General features: G+C 61.9%; 12 protein-coding genes. 8 read left to right on the top strand and 4 right to left on the bottom strand.

The features are described 5' to 3' along the window. Positions 1–96: 96 nt before the first annotated feature. On the bottom strand, positions 97–1431 hold the full coding sequence (locus J3P93_RS18115) for a lysine N(6)-hydroxylase/L-ornithine N(5)-oxygenase family protein (protein WP_434590348.1): 1335 nt from the start codon (positions 1429–1431) through the stop codon (positions 97–99). A 134-nt stretch (positions 1432–1565) separates the two neighbouring features. Continuing rightward, a complete protein-coding gene (locus J3P93_RS18120; RefSeq protein WP_434590351.1) occupies positions 1566–2048 on the bottom strand; it encodes a sigma-70 family RNA polymerase sigma factor in 483 nt (160 codons plus the stop codon). A gap of 324 nt (positions 2049–2372) precedes the next feature. On the opposite strand from J3P93_RS18120, the gene J3P93_RS18125 reads away from it, so the two are divergent. Genes J3P93_RS18125 through J3P93_RS18135 form a run of 3 tightly spaced genes read left to right on the top strand, consistent with a single transcriptional unit; the run spans position 2373 to position 6918 of the window. Then, positions 2373–3545, top strand: a complete 1173-nt coding sequence (locus tag J3P93_RS18125; RefSeq protein WP_434590353.1) for an efflux RND transporter periplasmic adaptor subunit — start codon at positions 2373–2375, stop codon at positions 3543–3545. Continuing rightward, positions 3546–5519: a MacB family efflux pump subunit gene (locus J3P93_RS18130; RefSeq protein ID WP_434590356.1), complete on the top strand. Its 1974-nt coding sequence runs from the start codon at positions 3546–3548 to the stop codon at positions 5517–5519. Positions 5520–5526: 7 nt separating this feature from the next. Then, positions 5527–6918: an efflux transporter outer membrane subunit gene (locus J3P93_RS18135; RefSeq protein ID WP_434590359.1), complete on the top strand. Its 1392-nt coding sequence runs from the start codon at positions 5527–5529 to the stop codon at positions 6916–6918. 596 nt (positions 6919–7514) lie between these two features. Here J3P93_RS18135 and pvdP read toward each other — a convergent pair. Next, on the bottom strand, positions 7515–9134 hold the full coding sequence (pvdP, locus tag J3P93_RS18140; protein ID WP_434590362.1) for a pyoverdine maturation tyrosinase PvdP: 1620 nt from the start codon (positions 9132–9134) through the stop codon (positions 7515–7517). 185 nt (positions 9135–9319) lie between these two features. Here pvdP and pvdM point away from each other — a divergent pair, with 185 nt between their 5' ends. The 5 genes from pvdM (at position 9320) to J3P93_RS18165 (ending at position 17284) form a co-directional block, all read left to right on the top strand. Then, positions 9320–10690 carry a pyoverdine-tailoring dipeptidase-like protein PvdM gene (gene pvdM, locus J3P93_RS18145; protein ID WP_434590365.1) on the top strand — a complete coding sequence of 457 codons (1371 nt, stop codon included), beginning with the start codon at positions 9320–9322 and terminating at the stop codon, positions 10688–10690. Further along, complete coding sequence (pvdN, locus tag J3P93_RS18150) at positions 10687–11967, top strand: pyoverdine-tailoring periplasmic protein PvdN (protein WP_434590368.1); 1281 nt, start codon at positions 10687–10689, stop codon at positions 11965–11967. Before pvdM ends, pvdN begins: the two co-directional genes overlap by 4 nt. Before the next feature lie 29 nt (positions 11968–11996). After that, a complete protein-coding gene (pvdO, locus tag J3P93_RS18155) occupies positions 11997–12905 on the top strand; it encodes a dihydropyoverdine dehydrogenase (protein ID WP_434590370.1) in 909 nt (302 codons plus the stop codon). 149 nt (positions 12906–13054) lie between these two features. Next, positions 13055–14704: a cyclic peptide export ABC transporter gene (locus tag J3P93_RS18160; protein ID WP_434590372.1), complete on the top strand. Its 1650-nt coding sequence runs from the start codon at positions 13055–13057 to the stop codon at positions 14702–14704. A 117-nt stretch (positions 14705–14821) separates the two neighbouring features. Further along, the gene (locus J3P93_RS18165) at positions 14822–17284 is read left to right on the top strand and encodes a TonB-dependent siderophore receptor (RefSeq protein ID WP_434590375.1); all 2463 of its coding nucleotides are present in this window, start codon (positions 14822–14824) and stop codon (positions 17282–17284) included. Positions 17285–18373: 1089 nt separating this feature from the next. Here J3P93_RS18165 and J3P93_RS18170 read toward each other — a convergent pair. After that, positions 18374–19333, bottom strand: a complete 960-nt coding sequence (locus J3P93_RS18170; RefSeq protein ID WP_434590378.1) for an alpha/beta hydrolase — start codon at positions 19331–19333, stop codon at positions 18374–18376. Positions 19334–19382 lie beyond the last annotated feature (49 nt).

Here is a 19382-nt window from a genome sequence, read left to right on the forward strand (position 1 = left end):
CCACAGGGATCTGCGGTGAACACACATTTTGCGTCCAGCGCAGATCCTGTGGGAGCGGGCTTGCCCGCGATGGCGGTGTGTCTGGCGCAGCAGGTTTCAGCTGGCAGTCGCCAACAGCAAATCCGCCACCGACCGCTGCCCACGGTGCCTGCCATGCTCATACAGCGAGCCGGCAATTTCGTCCGCGCGGATCGGCAGCACCGACAGCAAGGTGTCGCTCAGGCCATGGCTGGCCTGGCAGAAGCCCTGCATGTAGATGCCGGCCTTGCAGCGCTCATCGGTGATCAGTTTGTAATGGCGGTCAACCTCGAACTCGCCGAGATACTCTTCCAGCGGCGCCAACAGCTTACGGTGCATCTGCCGTTCATAACCGGTGGCCAGTACCACCGCATCGTAATGCCGCACGGTGACTTCGCCGGTGGCGTTGTTGCGCACCGCCAGTTCAACACCGTTGTCAGTCGCGGTGGCGCTCTCGACGGTGGTCAGGGTGCGGAAGGCATGCCGGGCGATCCCGGAGACCTTCTGCCGATAGAAGATGCCGTAGATGCGTTCGATCAGGTCGATGTCGACCACCGAATAATTGGTGTTGTGATACTCGTTGACCAGACGCTCACGCTCGGCGCTGTTCTGCTGGAACACCAGGTCGGTGAACTCCGGCGAAAACACTTCGTTGACGAACGGGCTGTCGTCGGCCGGCTTCAGCGCCGAACCGCGCAAGATCATGTCGACCTGCACCGACGGGAACGAATCGTTGAGATCGATGAACGCTTCTGCCGCGCTCTGCCCACCGCCGATAATCGCGATGCTCATCGGCTGATTGTTCACGCACGGCTGCTTGGCCATTTGCGACAGGTACTGCGAGTGATGGAAGACCCGGCGATCGCCCTTCAGCGCCTTGAACGCCTCGGGAATACGTGGGGTACCGCCGGCACTGACCACCACCGAGCGCGTGGTGCGCACGAACTGCTGGCCGTCGCTGCCACGGGAAATCACCCGCAACGCCTCGACCTGCTGGTTATGCAGAACCGGTTCGATGGTCAACACTTCTTCACCGTAACGGCTCTGCGCAGTGAACTGCCCGGCCACCCAGCGCAGGTAGTCGTTGTATTCCATGCGGCACGGATAGAAGGTGCCGAGGTTGATGAAGTCGACCAGACGACCGTGATATTTCAGGTAGTTGACGAACGAGTAGGGGCTGGTCGGATTGCGCAGGGTCACCAGGTCCTTGAGGAAGGAAATCTGCAATTCGCTCTGGGTCGACAGGGTGTTGCCGTGCCAGCTGTAATCGGCCTGCTTGTCGAGGAACAGCACATCCAGCTCGCCGTGGGTCGGCCCGCGCTCTTGCAGAGCGATGGCCAGCGCCAGGTTCGAAGGGCCGAAACCGACGCCGATCAGGTCGTGAACGATGGGCGATGCAATTGCCTGAGTCATTTCCAGTGTCCTCTGGATGAACCCCTCAACAAGGGGCAAGGAGAGCCTAAGTGACCCGACTGGCCTTGAGCAGGACAGCAGGTCGTCTGTTGAGTAGGAACGAGGACAGGGAAATAAAATTTAACGGCGCCGGCTCAATGGGCATCCCATTGCTTGATCCGCTGGCGGCAATGTTTCATCGCGTTGACGATGTGTTTTTCCACCAGCGCCTTGGAAATACCCAATTGCTCGGCGATTTCCGGGTGCGACAGGCCTTCGATCTTGCGCAGCAGGAAACTGTCGCGGCACAGCGGCGACAACTCGGCCAGGGCGCGCTGCAGCATGTCAAGTCGCTGACCATGGTCGAGCGTGCTGTGCGGCGACGGAGTGAAGTAGCGCTCTTCGTTGTCGAGCACTTCCAGTGACTCGACCTGGCGCAGGGCATTGCGCCGATGGTCGTCGATGACCAGGTTCAACGCCGTGCGGTAGAGAAACGCGCGGGGTTGTTCGATCGGGGTTTCGCTGGAGCGTTCGAGCACCCGCAGATAAGCGTCATGCACCACATCTTCGGCGACCTGACGGTTGCCGAGCTTGGCGTTCAGGAAACACACCAGCTCTCGATAGTAGTTTTCCAACATGACTCCCGGCCGCAAACCTGCGGTTTCTGTCCTTGAGCGCACTGATCGACCACGCCGTAAATGGCAGTAGCAAGATAGTGGCAACTTGAGGAGCGTAATTTATAGTAATTCTCATATAGATTTAAAGTAGTGTTTGGCCTTGACCGATAAATAGTGCGGTTCTATAGCTGTAACTTTGTGTGTCCCCGCTTAAATTCCCCTGCCCTTGCCACGTTTACAGGACAGCTTCCCGTGTCTGTCGCGCCCCGTGACAGCGTTCGATGCGGCCCCAATCTGTATGTGCCAGCCGAACGACGGGCCGATTTCCACTGGCCGGAACCCTGCATGAAACGTCCCCGCCCTGCCCGACGCGCCCTGCTCGTAATCCTTTGTCTGATCCCGGTTGTCGGTTATGCCGCGTGGCAAATGCTGCCACCGGGCCGGGATAAATTTGCCACCGTGCAAGTGTCGCGCGGCGACATAGAAAGCAGCGTCACCGCCCTCGGCACCCTGCAACCGCGCCGTTATGTGGACGTCGGTGCGCAGGCTTCCGGGCAGATTCGCAAGATCCACGTCGAAGTCGGTGACGTGGTCAAGGAAGGCCAGTTGCTGGTGGAAATCGACCCGTCGACGCAAAAAGCCAAACTCGACGCCGGGCGTTTCTCGATTGAAAACCTCAAGGCGCAATGGCAGGAACAGCGCGCTCAGCACGAACTGGCGCAGCAAAAATACCAGCGTCAGCAAAACCTCGCGGCTGGCGGCGCAACCCGTGAAGAAGACGTGCAGACCGCCCGCGCCGAACTGAAAGCTACGCAAGCACGCATCGACATGTTCCAGGCGCAGATACGCCAGGCCGAAGCCAGCCTGCGCAGCGATCAGGCCGAGCTCGGCTACACGCAGATCTACGCGCCGATGGCCGGCACCGTGGTTGCTCTCGATGCGCGCGAAGGCCAGACCCTCAATGCCCAGCAACAGACGCCGCTGATTTTGCGCATCGCCAGACTGTCACCGATGACCGTGTGGGCCGAGGTCTCGGAAGCCGATATCGGCCACGTCAAACCGGGCATGACCGCGTACTTCACCACGCTCAGCGGCGGCAACCGGCGCTGGAGCAGTAAGGTCCGACAGATTTTACCAGTGCCACCCAAGCCGCTGGACCAGACCAGCCAGGGCGGCGGCAGCCCGGCCAGCAGCAGTAAAAGCGGCAGCGCCCGGGTGGTGCTTTACACCGTGCTGCTGGATGTCGATAACGCCGACAACGCCCTGATGGCGGAGATGACCACCCAAGTGTTCTTCGTCGCCGATCAGGCCAAAGACGTACTCACCGCGCCGGTGGCCGCCCTGCAAGGCAGCAGCAAAGCTGATCGGCAGACCGCGCAAGTGGTCGCCGCCAACGGCAAGATCGAATCCCGCGAAGTGCGCACCGGCATCAGTGACCGGCTCAAGGTGCAGATTCTCGACGGCCTCAATGAAGGCGATCATCTGCTGATCGGCCCGGCCAGCGGCAGCGGGGGTTGAATGCAGACGCCCCTGATCGACCTGCAGGACATCCGCAAATCCTACGGTGGCGGCGACGCACCGCAAGTCCACGTGCTGCGCGGCATCGATCTGGCGATCCACGCCGGTGAATTCGTGGCGATCGTCGGCGCGTCCGGCTCCGGCAAATCGACGCTGATGAACATCCTCGGCTGCCTCGACCGGCCGACTTGCGGCGAATACCGTTTCGCCGGGGAAAACGTCGCCGGCCTGGACAGCGATGAACTGGCCTGGCTGCGTCGCGAAGCGTTCGGTTTCGTGTTTCAGGGCTATCACCTGATTCCGTCCGGCTCGGCCCAGGAAAACGTCGAGATGCCGGCGATCTATGCCGGCACCCCGGCCGCCGAACGTCATGCCCGCGCCGCCGCCCTGCTCGACCGTCTCGGTCTGGCCGCGCGCACCGGTAACCGTCCGCATCAGTTGTCCGGCGGCCAGCAACAGCGTGTCTCGATCGCACGCGCCTTGATGAACGGCGGCCACATCATTCTCGCCGACGAACCAACCGGCGCCCTCGACAGCCACAGCGGCAAAGAGGTCATGGCCCTGCTCGACGAACTGGCGAGTCAGGGCCATGTGGTGATTCTTATCACCCACGACCGCGAAGTGGCGGCGCGGGCCAAACGCATCATCGAAATCAGTGACGGCCTGATCATCAGCGACAGCGCCCGGGACAACCCCGAAGCCCAGACCAGCGCCAACCCCGGCGCCTTGCAAGCGGTCGACCTGCGCAAGCGCCTGAGCGAAGGTGCCGAAGCCACCGGCGCGTGGAAAGGCGAACTGGTCGACGCCCTGCACGCGGCATGGCGGGTGATGTGGATCAACCGTTTCCGCACGGCATTGACCCTGCTCGGGATCATCATCGGCGTGGCGTCGGTGGTGGTGATGCTCGCCGTCGGCGAAGGCAGCAAGCGTCAGGTCATGGCGCAGATGGGCGCCTTCGGCTCGAACATCATTTACCTCAGCGGCTCGGCGCCGAATCCGCGCACGCCGCCAGGGATCGTCACCCTCGATGACGTGCGGGCGCTGGCAAGCCTGCCGCAAGTGCAACGGATCATGCCGGTCAACGGCGCCGAGGCTGGCGTACGCTTCGGCAATGCCGACCATTTGAGCTACGTCGGCGGCAACGACACCCACTTCCCGGCGATTTTCAACTGGCCAGTGGTGCAAGGCAGCTACTTCACCGAGGCCGACGAAGCCAACGCGGCCGCCGTCGCCGTGATCGGCCATAAGGTGCGAACCAAACTGCTCAAGGACATCGCCGACCCCATCGGCCAATACATCCTGATCGAGAACGTACCGTTTCAGGTGGTCGGCGTGCTCGCGGAAAAAGGCGCCAGCTCCGGCGACTCCGACAGCGACAACCGCATCGCCATCCCCTACTCCGCTGCGAGCGTTCGGCTGTTCGGCACACGTGACCCGGAATACGTCGCCATTGCTGCCACCGACGCTGGCAAGGTCAAGAACGCCGAGCAGGCGATCGAACAACTGATGCTGCAACTGCACAACGGCAAGAAAGATTTCGAGCTGACCAACAATGCCGCGATGATCCAGGCCGAAGCGCGCACGCAGAACACGCTGTCGCTGATGCTCGGTTCGATTGCGGCGATTTCGCTGCTGGTCGGCGGCATCGGCGTGATGAACATCATGCTGATGACCGTGCGCGAACGCACGCGCGAGATCGGCATCCGCATGGCCACTGGTGCGCGCCAACGCGACATCCTTCGTCAGTTCCTCACCGAGGCGGTGATGCTGTCGGTGGTCGGCGGCATCGCCGGGATCGCCCTGGCATTGATTGTTGGCGGCGTGCTGATGCTCAGTGAAGTCGCCGTCGCCTTCTCGTTGCTGGCGGTGCTCGGCGCGTTTGGCTGCGCCCTGGTGACCGGTGTCGTCTTCGGCTTCATGCCGGCCCGCAAAGCTGCCCGGCTCGACCCGGTCACGGCCCTTACCAGTGAATGATCGATCTATGAAACCGCGTCTCAGTGTGTTGACCGTGTGCCTGATGCTCAGCGCTTGCGGCAGTCCCGTTCAGCGCCCGGACAGCGGCGTGCAGGCACCCGCGGCCTGGCAAGCGCCGCACGCCGCCAGCGTCGCCCATAGTGATCGGCAATGGTGGACAGAATTTTCCAGCGCGGAACTCGATCGCCTGATCGAACAGGCCCGCCTCGGCAGTTTCGACCTCGCCGCAGCGGTTGCGCGCGTGCGCCAAGCCCAGGCCGGCACGGTGATTGCCGGTGGCTCGCAGTTGCCGGAGGTCAAGGCCGGGCTCAACGGCAATCGGCAAAAACTGCTGCGCGGCAATGGCTACAGCCAGCTCGATGCCGACAGCAGCAACCAGGCCGTGGACTATTTCGATGCCAGCCTGAGCGCAACCTACGAAGTCGATTTCTGGGGCGGTAAGCGTGCCTCCCGCGACAGTGCGCAATTCACTTTGCAGGCCAGCGAGTTCGATCGCGCGACGGTCGAACTGACCCTGCTCAGCAGCGTCGCCACGACGTATGCGCAGACCCTGGCGCTGCGCGAGCAAAGCCGCATCGCTGGACTGAATCTGGCCAACGCGCAACGGGTGCTGAAACTGGTGCAGACACGCTTCGATTCAGGCTCGGCCACGGCGCTGGAACTGGCGCAACAGAAGAGTCTGGTCGCCGCCCAGCAATGGCAATTGCCGCGCGTGCAACAGGAGGCCCAATCCGCGTTGATCAGCCTCGCGGCCCTGCTCGGCCAACCGGTGCAACAACTGGCGCCAACCGGTTCTTTCGAAGACCTGCAATGGCCCGAGATTGCGGCCGGCATCCCCAGCGACCTGCTCAGCCGGCGCCCGGACATCGCCCGCGCCGAAGCGCAACTGGCCGCCGCCGAGGCCGACGTCAAGGTCGCCCGTGCGGCGATGCTGCCGACGCTGACATTGACGGCGCAACTCGGCTCCGGTGCCGATCAGTTCGATGATGTGTTGCGCAGCCCTTTTTACAATCTCACCGCCGGCCTGGTCGCGCCGATCTTCAACAATGGCCGTCTCGGCGCCGAACGTGACAAGGCCACGGCGCGCCAGCAGGAGCTACTGGAAACCTACCGCGGTGCGATCGTCAATGGTTTTGCCGATGTGGAAAAAGCCTTGAACAGCATTCGTCGTCTGGACGAGCAGCGGCGATGGCAATCCGAGGAGTTGAGTCAGGCGCAGATGGCTTTCAATATTGCCCAGAGCCGCTACGAAGCGGGCGCTGAGGATCTGCTTACGGTGCTGGAGACTCAGCGCACGCTGTATGCCGCGCAGGATCAGCAGGTGCAGCTGCGGCTGGCGCGGGTGCAGGCGAGTATTGCGTTGTACAAGGCGTTGGGGGGTGGGTGGCGGGCGCTGTGATTGGGGATTTTTTGGGTACATATCCGTTGCTGCGGTAACGGCTTCTTATGGTTTCGCCCTTACGGCGAGTCCCTTTTTCAGACGCCAAAAAGGAACCAAAAGGCTTTGCTCCTACGTACGGCCCTCGCAGGCTCGGGTCCCTTCGCTGCGGAATCGATCCGGGCGCAGCGGCTACGGTTTGCTTCGCTGCACCTACTTCCGCTGTGTCTGGCTGCGCCAGACGGTCGCTGCGCTCCCACGCCCGGATCAATCCCTGCGCTCAGCCTTCCGATGTCGCTGGTTAGTCAAGATCAAGATCAAGGGCACTCGAGCTAACGCTCATTGTTGAGTGGTTAGAAGCGGTTGTTTGGCTTGGGATTTGCGGTGTATTCGCCCCTCACCCCAGCCCTCTCCCGAGGGAGAGGGAGCCGATTTGGTTGGTTTCGAAACTTGCATTCGACTCGGTATTTCACGTCGGCGTACTTCCCCTGATCACCGCGATCAGTCCCCTCTCCCTCCGGGAGAGGGCTAGGGTGAGGGGCTTTTGATTTTGCTTACGCTTTACTCGATTCGTTTGTGAGAGCGAGCCTGCTAGCGAATGAACGATGACCCAGCCCTCAAGCCGGGCTGGTTTTAGCCTTCAGGTTGCGTGCATACCAAGGTCGTTGCGGCACGCGGCGGAACAGGCCGGCGAGTTTTTCTTCGTCGGCAAGAAAGGTGATGCGCAACGCCAGTTTCATGGTTTCCGGGTCCATTTCGACTGTTTTGCCTGTCTGCAAGCCGGGCGTGGTGCTGCAGCCGTGGGTGATCGGGCCCAGCCATGGGTCGTCGATTTCGACCCAGCGCCCCGGGGCGAACCAGGGCACGCCATTGACTTGCAGGCGCTTGACTTCGCCCGGATGAAAACGCTCATGGGCGCGAAACCAGTCTTCGATGCGATCATCGATCCAGCCGTGGAAATACCAGAACGCCGGGTTGACGTGCGAGGAAAACGGATCGCCGAGGAAGTCGTTTTCAGGACGGTACCAGCGCGCGGCGAAGTCGGCCGGATCGCGTGCGAACGGCACCGGTTGGCCATTCGATGGATCGCGCGGCACCGAGGCCCAGCGCATGTGCAACCAGTCGTGCAGGCCCAGCTCGACCTCGGAGCCGAACTGGCCCAGAGTCAGTCTGGCCAGGTACGCCGGATCACGGTACTGCGACTCCCAGACCTGGAAGTTGCTCTCGTAGGTTTCGGCGGTTTTGATGTCGCTGACCCACTGGCTGAATTCATCGTCGCCGGCGGCGGTCCAGGTCGGCGGTAACGCGGTGCCGTCGTGGTTATCGAAATAGCGGGCAAAACCGAGCCGGTCGCGGATCAGTTCCGGCTGCGGCAGCGGGAAATACTCCCACGATGGCAGATCCTGCATCGAGCGCGCGGTGCCCAGCATGTGCCGGTGCATGAAAAAGAAGTCCACGCCGGAACCGTTGCGATCCTTGCGCGGGCCACGGGCATCGCGCTCGTGATCGCGAGGGCCAGGTTGCCAGCCGATGCCGCGTAGCGCCTCGCGCTTGTCCTCGGGAAGTTTGTGCCACTTGTCACGGGTCGCATGCCACAACTGGTGAAACAGGCGATGCTCGGGGGAAACCAGCCACGCCAGCAATGTTTGATTCAGCGGTGTACGCTCGCGGGCTTCGGGGAACAGCTGTTTGACCGCAACGAAACGGTTGTCCTGCACCGGCAGGTGCAATGGTCGGTCAAGACGCAGCGCCTTGCCGCTGAGAGTGCCGCTGCCGGCATTGCCGAAGTCGGCCCAGACTTCATCGAGGACCATTTCCAGCTCATAGCTGATCTGACCGTCGGCGCCGATCAGCCGCCAACTGAGTTTCGCGGCATCGGCCTTGGCCAGATCGCCGAGAATTCGGTAACGCGGTGTGTCGTCAGAGCGCAAGCGCTGCGGCGTGTCGAGAAAGCCACAGACGCCGCGGCCTTTCTGGCCGATATCAAGGAACACTTGCAGACCGGTTTGCGGCAAGCCCTCAAGGCCGGCATCAGCACCTTCGAAACGGATATCCCACACTCCGCGCAAGGCGTTCGCCAGGCGCTGGCCGGCCACGTCCGCCACATCGAAAGAGGCTTCGCCCGGGGTGATCGTCGGGTCCGGTCTGGTCCATTCGCGATGCCCGAAATAAGCCGCTGGCACGGCCGCGCCGGTCAGCGCCAGACCGGCCATGAACCATCGTCGAGAAATCTTCATTGCCCTACCTGTGTCAGCCCTGAAGCAGGCTTTATCCAAGCTAGAACGTTTGTTGCCGCGGCAAATTTAAGCGGCATTTTGGCCGGCACGCGGCCAGCCTAAATTTCCCCGCCGACCGCTCGTTCTTCCCAGATAGCAAAGGCCGCCGCGCCTGCACCTCACTGGCGAACCCGACTGAGATGGCAATGACAAAACCACGTTCGAAAAAGGCTCTATTCATCGGCCTGCCGTTAGCCCTGGCGATCAGCGCCGGCGCCGGCTTTGCCGTGTGGCACCACTGGTTCAAGGACGATCTCGGCTACCCGGTCAAAGTGATGCAACAGGCAGATGAACTGCACGAACGCATGCTGTCCTTCGACAGCCACGTCAGCCTGACACAGAACTTCGGCACCGACGGCCACGAAGCCGACAAGGACGGCGACGGTCAGTTCGACCTGGCCAAGGCCAATCGCGGGCGACTGTCCGGTGCGGCGCTGACCATCTTCGGCTGGCCGGAAATGTGGAACGGCCCGAACGCCCCGCACAAACCGACGCCCGGCTTCGTCGATGAGGCGCGCAATCAGCAGGAAATCCGCTTCCGGATCATCAGCGGCATGGTTCGCGACTATCCCAATCAAGTCGCCATCGCCTACACGCCGGACGATTTCCGTCGCCTGCACGGCGAGGGTAAATTCGCGATTTTCATCAGCATGCTCAACGCCTACCCGCTGGGCCACGACCTGAACCTGCTGGATCTGTGGACGGCGCGTGGCATGCGCATGTTTGGTTTCAGCTACATCGGCAATAACGACTGGGCCGACTCGTCGCGGCCGCTGCCGTTTCTCAACGACTCACCGGACGCCCTCGACGGCCTCTCGGCTCTGGGCAAGCAAGCGGTCAAGCGCCTCAATGATCTTGGGGTGATCATCGATGTGTCGCAAATGTCGAGCAAAGCCCTCGAGCAGGTTGCGCAACTCAGCCGTACCCCGCTGATCGCCTCGCATTCGGCGCCGCGGGCGATGGTCGATATTCCGCGCAACCTCAGCGACAAGGAAATGCAGCTGATCAAGAACAGCGGCGGCGTGGTGCAGATCGTCGCGTTTTCCCAGTACTTGCGCCCGCTGACCCAGGCCACGCAGGACAAGCTCAACGAGATGCGCAAGGACTTCGACCTGCCACCGCTGCCGAACCTGGCCATGGCCTTGATGCCCGGCGATCCGATCATCGCGGCATGGTCCGAGCAGAAATTCGGCCAGTACGCCAGCCGCCTCTACGGCATCCTCGAGGAGGAGCCCAAAGCCAGCCTCAAGGACTTCGGCAACGCCATCGATTACGCGGTCCGCAAGATCGGCATCGACCACGTCGGCATCAGTTCCGACTTCAACGAGGGCGGCGGCGTCAAAGGTTTCGAAAATGTGGGCGAGATTCGCAACGTCACCGCCGAGCTGATCTCGCGCGGCTACTCCGAGGCGGACATCGCCAAGCTGTGGGGCGGCAACTTCCTGCGCGTCTGGGATCAGGTCGAGAAAGCCGCGAAACCGGCACTGGCCACCGCGCCGGGAACCGCCACGCCATGAGCAATCGTCGTGACTTTCTCAAGCAGGCCGGGATTCTAGCCGCCGCGCTGCCGCTGGGGGCGAGCCTGCCGAATGTCGCCCTTGCGGCAAGCAATGCATCGCTGCCGCGCAACCAGTGGGCGCAATTGCAGCAACTGTTCGAGCAGGATCCGGACTATCTGCACTTCTCCAACTTCCTCATCACTTCGCACCCCAGACCGGTGCGCGAGGCGATTGCCCGGCATCGCGCCGCCCTCGACAAAAATCCCGGCCTGGCCATGGATTGGGATCTGGGGGTGATCGAACAGCGGGAAGAAAACGTGCGGGTCTGGGCCGGCCGTTACCTCGAGACCAGCCCGAAACAGATCGCGCTGACCGGCAGCACCACCGAAGGCCTGGCGACGATTTACGGTGGCGTGCACGTACGCGCCGATCAGGAAATCCTCACCACCGTCCATGAACATTACGCCACCCACACCACCCTTGCGCTGCGCAGCGAACGTGACGGCACACGGGTGCGCAAAATTCCGCTGTTCAAGGACGTGTTCAGCGCCAGCCAAGCCGAAATTCTGGCCAGCATCGACAATGCGATCCGCCCGCAAACCCGCGTACTGGGCATGTGCTGGGTGCATTCCGGCAGTGGCCTGAAGCTGCCGATCGGCGAAATCGGCGCAATCGTCGACAAGCACAATCGCGGCCGCAGCGATGCCGACCGCATCGTTTACGTGGTCGACGGCGTACACGGCTTCGGCGTCGACAACCTGAATTTCGCGCAGATGAATTGCGACTTCTTTATCGCCGGCACACACAAATGGATGTTCGGCCCACGGGGCACCGGGATCATTTGCAGCCGCTTCGAGGAGGTGAAATATGTCACCCCGGTGATTCCGACCTTCTCCGAGGCCACCGCGTTTTCCACCACGATGACGCCCGGCGGCTATCACGCCTTCGAGCACCGCTGGGCGCTGGACGAAGCCTTCAAGTTGCATCTGCAACTGGGCAAAGCCGAGGTCGAAGCGCGGATTCATGCGCTCAACAGTTACCTCAAGCAACGCCTGCAACAACGTCCGCAGATCGAGCTGGTGACGCCGCTGAGCCCGCAGTTGTCCGCCGGTTTCACCTTCTTCCGGGTCAGGGGCAAGGACAGTGACAAGGTCGCTGCGCACCTGATGGCCAACCGCGTGATTGCCGATGCCGTGCACCGCGACGTCGGCCCGGTGATCCGCACCGCCCCCGGTCTGCTCAATGACGAAGCGCAGATCGACCGCCTGCTGGCCGTGCTCGACCAAGCCCTGTGAGCACCCTTCTTCTTTTAGCGAGAGCCACCATGAAATCCGTACCACGTCGTTTTCTTCTGCAGCCGCTGCCGGCACTGATGCTCGGGACACTTGCCGTCCTTTTGGCGCCGACTGCCGCCCAGGCCAGCACCCCGCTGGCACCCGGCAAAGTGTTCAAGGACTGCAAGGACTGCCCGGAAATGGTCGTGCTGCCGACCGGCACATTCACCATGGGCACCCCGGAGGACGAAGTCGGACGCGAGCCAGACGAAGGCCCGATGCATCCAGTGACGTTCGCCAAGCCGCTGGCGATCAGCCGTTTCCAGATTCTCAAAGGTCAGTGGGACGCCTACCTCAAGGACACCGGCTATCAAATGCCCGGTGGCGACACGCGCCCCGGCCGGGCGTGCAAGGCCGGGATTCCCGACTATCAGGGCAGCGACCCGCGCAAGCAGTACACCGACAGGCATCCGGCGGTGTGCATGGACTTTGCGGAAATCGAGGCCTACGTGGCGTGGCTATCGAAAAAGACCGGCAAGGCTTATCGGCTGGTCAGCGAATCCCTGCGCGAATACGCCGCCCGTGGCGGAAGCAGCGGCCCGTTCCCCTTCCCCTTCGATGAGGGCAAGGAATACAGCATCGCCCGACACGCCAACACCTATGGCGCCGCCGATGGCTACAACTTCACCGCGCCGGCCGGCAGTTTTCCGGCCAACGCCTTCGGCGTCTACGACATGCACGGCAACCTCTATGAATGGACTGCCGATTGCTACAACGACAACTACGTCGGCGCGCCGAGTGATGGCAGCGCCTGGCTGAGCGGCAAGTGCGAAGTGCGGCGCATCCGTGGCAACGACTGGGGTGAAGCGCCGGTGTTTTCCCGCTCGGGCAATCGCAACGCCACCTACACCGACACCCGCGGCGACTGGATCGGCTTTCGCGTCGCCCGCGATCTGTAACGCCTGCGCCCGGCTAAATTCGCCGTCCTGCCAGCCGTTTTACAGGTGAGCGCGAACCGCCACGGCGCGCCACCGCCCTCTACGTCATCCAGGCGAAACCCGCGCTCCGGCATGCCGGGCTTCGCCGCTCTTTCAAGCAGGGAACCTCCATGAGCAAACCAACACGCGGGGTGATCAACGAATTGTTCGCCCTGCTCAAACCCTTTCGGCTGATCGTCATCGTCTCGACCCTGCTCGGCATGCTCGGCGGTCTGAGTGTCACCGCATTGCTGGCGACCATCAACAGCGTGCTGCACAGCGAGGGCGACGTCAGCAACACCATGGTCGCGGTGTTCGCCGGGTTGTGCCTGCTGGCCCTGACCAGCTCGATTTGCTCCGACATCGGCACCAACCATGTCGGCCAGCACATCATTGCCAGATTGCGCAAAGAGCTGGGTGAGAAAGTCCTCTCGGCGCCCATCGAGCAGATCGAACGCTACCGCAGCCACCGGCTGATCCCGGTGTTGACCCACGACGTCGACACCATCAGCGACTTCGCGTTTGCCTTCGCCCCGTTGGCGATTTCCATGACCGTCACGCTCGGCTGCATGGGCTATCTGGCCATGTTGTCGTGGCCGATGTTCCTGATGGTGGTGGTCGCGATTGCGCTGAGCACGGTCATCCAGTACATCGCCCGCGGCCGCGGCATGCAGGGCTTCATGAAGGCCCGCGACTACGAAGACGAGCTGCAAAAGAACTACCACGCCGTGGCTGAAGGCGCGAAAGAGCTGCGCATCCACCGCCCGCGCCGCCATCGCATGTTCGTTTCGGGCATTGAAGGCACGGCGAACAAGATCTGCGACACCCAGGTGCGTTCGGTGAACATTTTCGTCATCGCCAAGACGCTCGGCTCGATGCTGTTTTTCGTGGTGATTGGCTTGGCGCTGGTCCTGCAATCGTTCTGGCCGAGTGCGGACAAAGCGGTAATCAGCGGTTTCGTGCTGGTATTGCTGTACATGAAAGGCCCGCTGGAGCACCTGATCAGTACGCTGCCGATTGTCAGCCGCGCACAGATCGCCTTTCGCCGCATCGCCGATCTGTCGGAGCAATTCTCCTCGCCCGAACCGCACCTGCTGCTCAGCGAGCAGGCGCCGAAAAACAACGCCATACACAGCCTCGAACTGAACAATGTCACTTACAGTTTCCCGACCGTTGCAGGCGCGGCGCCCTTCCGTCTCGGGCCGGTGAACCTGAAGATCGAACAGGGTGACATCATCTTCATCGTCGGCGAAAACGGCTGCGGCAAGACCACCCTGATCAAACTGCTGCTGGGCCTGTACGCGCCACAACAAGGTGAGATCCGCCTCAACGAGCAACTGATCGACGCGGCGAACCGCGATGATTATCGTCAGTTGTTCACGACGATCTTCGCCGACTATTACCTGTTCGACGACGTGGTCCAGGGCGACACGCATATCCCCGAGGACGCCAACAAATACCTGCAACGCCTGGAGATTGCGCACAAGGTCAGCGTGCGGGACGGCGCCTTCACCACCACGGACCTATCGACCGGGCAGCGCAAGCGCCTGGCGCTGGTCAATGCGTGGCTGGAAGAACGCCCGGTGCTGGTGTTTGACGAATGGGCCGCCGATCAGGACCCGACGTTCCGGCGTATTTTCTACACCGAGCTGCTGCCCGATCTCAAACGCCTGGGCAAAACCATCATCGTCATTTCCCATGACGATCGTTACTTCGACGTGGCCGACCAACTGGTACGGATGAACGCCGGCAAAGTGCTGACCGAGCTGCAACCGGCCTGATTGTGAAAAATCTGTAAAAAAACTGTGTCGAGCCTTTCCGGTTTTCGAAGGGCTCAACGTCTTATCTACAGTTAATAGAAATAGTTCTCAGTCAACACTTTGAAGAGTAGAAGAATAATGCCCGCACCGCACGGACTCCACCCGCTCGCCAAGGCTCTGCTGATCCGCCGCTCCTTGCGTTCCACCTTGCCGGCGCTGTGCGCCATGGCCCTTACCCTGCCGATCATCGGTCAGGCCCAGGCTGCAGCCGTGGCGATCAATATTCCTGCACAGTCGCTGGGGAGCGCCTTGCAGGAATTCGGTCGCCAGACCAACCTGCAAGTGCTGTACAGCCCGGATGAGGTCAGCGGTCTGCGCAGCAGCGCCGTCAGCGGCACCCTCGAACCGACGGCCGCAATCGCACAGTTGCTCAAAGGCACCGACATTGCCTACAGCGTCGACGGCAACAACGTCGCCCTGCGCTCGCGCAGCAACAGCGGCGCCAGCCTCGACCTCGCCCCGACGAACATTTCCGCCACTGCCGAATCGGCCTGGGGCCCGGTCGACGGCATCGTCGCCAAACGCAGCGCCACCGGTTCGAAGACCGACACCGCGATCAAAGTCATCCCGCAGACCATCAACGTCGTCACCCAGGACGAAATCAAGATGCGCGGCTCGCAATCGGTTACCGAAGCCCTGCGCTACACCCCGGGCATGACCGGCGGCGGCTTCGCTGACCGGGTGAAGATTTTCGACGAGCCGACCTCGCGCGGCTTCTCGCCGACCCCGCTGTACCTCGACGGCCTGCACATGCCGTATGGCGGCGGCAGCACCGGCGGTTCGCTGCAGATCGACCCGTACACTCTGGAGCGCATCGAAGTGCTCAAGGGCCCGGCCTCGGTGCTGTACGGCCAGAACCAGCCCGGCGGTATCGTCAACATGGTCAGCAAGCGCCCGACTGCCACCCCGCTGCACGAGGTGAAGATTGGCGGCGGCAGCTATGACCGTAAATACGGCGCCTTCGACCTCGGCGGGCCGATCGACGACCAGGGTGAATTCCTTTATCGCCTCACCGGTGTGGTCAACGACAGTGGCTCGGCGATCGATTACGCCAGCCAGAACCGCATGCTGCTCGCACCGAGCCTGACCTGGCTGCCGAACGACCGCACCACCATCACCGTCTTCGGCCAGTACCAGAAAGACCACGATGTACCGGAAGCCCAGGGCTTGCCGGCCTTCGGTACGGTCAAGAGCACTTCCAACGGCCGCATCGGCCGCAGTCTGTTCATCGGCGAGCCGGACGTGAACAAGTACCACCGCGAACAGTTCGTGGTCGGTTACGAGATCGCCCACGAACTCAACGATATCTGGACCTTCAAGCAGAACGCGCGCTACGCCGACGTCAACGACCAGTACGTCGCGCCGCTGCACGGCTATTCGTTCCCGACCAACCCGGTGACCGGCCTTGACGACAACAGCTTCCAGAGCCGCTATGCGGTGGACTGGTCGCAGCACAACAAGGTCTACGGCATCGATAACATCGCCCAGGCCAAGTTCAACACCGGCGAAGTCGACCATACCGTACTGCTGGGCGTGGACTACTACCATTCCAACTCGAAGTTCCTCGGCCTGTACGACCGCACCGCGCCGGGCATCGATCTGTACAACCCGGTGTATGGCAGCGCGATCAACTTCCGCCAGCCCTACAAGTGGGACAACACCATCACCCAGACCGGCCTCTACGCCCAGGACCAACTGCGCTGGAACCAGTGGTTCCTGACCCTCGGCGGTCGTTATGACTTCGCCGAAACCGATAACAAACAACCCCTGACCAATGGCCACAGCAACCAGAAGGACGAGAAATTCACCGGCCGTGCGGGCCTGGGCTACGAGTTCGAGAACGGCATCACGCCGTACGTCAGCTACGCCGAATCGTTCCTGCCGCAAACCGGTACCGACCTGAGCGGCAGCGCCTTCGAGCCGACCACTGGCAAGCAGTACGAAGTGGGCATCAAGTACGAACCGACCTTCGTCGACGGTTTTATCCAGCTGTCGGCTTACCAGATCGATCAGGACAACATGCTGACCACCGACCTCGATAACCCGGGGTTCAGCGTGCAGAGCGGTACGGTGCGTTCGCGTGGCGTGGAACTGGAAGGCAAGGTCAACGTCACCCAGAACCTGCGCGTACTCGCCGCCGTGTCGCGTAATCAGACCAAATGGCACAGCGCCAACGATGGCCGCGAAGGTCGCACCGTGGCCATGGCTCCACCGTTGACCGCGTCGGCGTGGATCAACTACGACTTCGATATTTCCACCGCGCTGGCCGGTTTCGGCATGGGTCTGGGTGCGCGCTATGTGCAGCAGAGTTACGGTTCGGACTACGAGTCGGATTCTTTCCAGGTGCCGTCTTACACGGTGTATGACGCGATGGTTTCCTACGATCTGGAAAAATCGCCACTGCATGTCAAGGGTGTGAAGTTGCAGGCCAATCTGCAGAACCTGACCAACGAGAAGTATGTTGCTGCGTGTAATGGCACGCTTGACTGCTACTACGGTGAGAGCCGGACGATGACGGCTGATGTGACTTACAACTGGTAAGGTTTTCAGCGCTTTGAGTTTGAGAAAAACGCCGGCGATTGCTGGCGTTTTTTTTTTGCGCGTGGTGGCCTTTGGGCCGGCCAGGCTCTGGTTTGGTTGTGTGAATATCCGTTTTTATGGGTGTTGCGGCTGGCGGTTTCGCTTTTACAGCGAGTCCCTTTGGCAAACGCCCCAAAGGAACCAAAGGTCTGGGCCCCGGCGTACGGCCCTCGCAGGCTCGGGTTCCTTCGCTCCGGGACCGATCCGGGCGCAGCGGCTACGGTTTGCTGCGCTGCACCTCCTTCCGCTGTGTCTGGCTACGCCAGACGGTCGCTACGCTCCCACCCCCGGATCGATCCCTCCACTCAGCCTGCCGAAGGGGCCGGCACGGCAGGATCAAGAGCACTCGAGCTGGCGCTCATTGTAATGAGTGGTGGGGAGCGTGAGTCAGGGTTGGGGTTGGTTTGTTGTAGAAGATTTACAGTTGATGGGTACAGTGCGGATATCGATTCGCGCGTGCAGACCCTGCAGATCAAAAGCCCCTCACCCTAGCCCTCTCCCGGAGGGAGAGGGGACTGACCGCGGTGATTGGAGGACTACGCAAACATGAAATACCGAGTCGAACGCAAGTTTCGAATCCAACCAAATCGGCTCCCTCTCCAGGGGGAGAGGGCTGGGGTGAGGGGCTGCCACACCGCAAATCCAAATCCATGCGACGCTTCTCACCACTCAATAGGCCGAGTGTCAGCTCGCCTGCTTTTGATCTTGCGTCACCGGCGACGTCGGAAGGCTGAGCGCAGGGATTGATCCGGGCGTGGGAGCGCAGCGACCGTACGACGAAGTCGTACACAGCGGAAGGAGGTGCAGCGAAGCAAACCGTAGCCGCTGCGCCCGGATCAGTCCCGGAGCGAAGGGACCCGAGCCTGCGAGGGCCGAACGCAGGAGCAAGCGTTTTGGGTTACCTTTTTGGCGTTTGAAAAAGGTGACCCGCTGTAAGAGCGGAACCGCCAAAAGCAACACCCGAAGCAATGGATATTCACCCGAAACCCCAAGAGCCTGGTCGGCCCAAAGGCCGCCAAGGCCGCCAAGGCCGCCACGGCCAAAACAAAATCACCCCCGAGCAAACGCCTGAACCAAACGCTGGCCAATAACCAACTGCGCCTCCTCAGCCTCATCGACAATCGCGCCCATGCGCATGAAGTCATGCGTCATCCCCGCATACACCTTGAGCTCGACAGCCACCCCCGCCGCCTGCAAATGACGCGCATACGCCACCCCCTCATCATGCAGCGGATCACACTCGGCCAACACCAGCAGCACCGGTGCAACATCAGCCGAGACTTCCCCGAGCAACGGCGAAAACCGCGGATCAAAACGATCACCCGGCTCACGCTGATAGTGGCTGTAAAACCACTCCAGCGATGCCTTCTCCAACAGATGACCTTCAGCAAACCGCTCGATCGACGGTGTACTGCGACTGGCATCGGTAACCGGATAGATCAGCACCTGCAAGCGCGGTCGCACCACGGCATCGGCCAGTTGCGCCGCTAACACCGTGGCCAGGCTGCCGCCCACGCTGTCACCGGCAACCGCCAGACACGACGCATCCACACCGAGATCCGCAGCACTGGCCACCAACCAGTCCCACGCATCACGGGCATCATCCGCCGCGGTGGGAAAGCGAAACTCCGGTGCCAGCCGATACGCCACCGACAGCACCACGCAGTCAGCCATCGCCGCCAGCGCCCGGCACAGCGAATCGTGGGAGTCGAGGCTGCCGACCACATAGCCACCGCCATGAAAATACAACAGCGCCGGCCGGCCGGCATCCGCCTGCAAGGGCTGGTTACTGTAGATCCGTGCATTCAACAGCGCGCCGTCACGCACCGGCAATTGCAGCTCATCCACCACGTGCAGTTCTTCACCGCCAGCGTCCATCAACAGTGAAGACTGATCGAACTGCTCACGCGCCTCGGCCGGACTCAACTGGTGCATGCCCACGCGTTTGCCGCTCGCCCGGCCGTTGCCGACCAGTTGCAAAAACGCGGCGATATCAGGGTTCAACGACATTCAAATCTCCAGCGCAGTGAAGCGCCACAGGCGCCCACCGCTGTTCAGT

It is taken from the genome of Pseudomonas sp. R3-57 (genome assembly GCF_051132065.1).
Taxonomy (GTDB): Bacteria; Pseudomonadota; Gammaproteobacteria; order Pseudomonadales; family Pseudomonadaceae; genus Aquipseudomonas.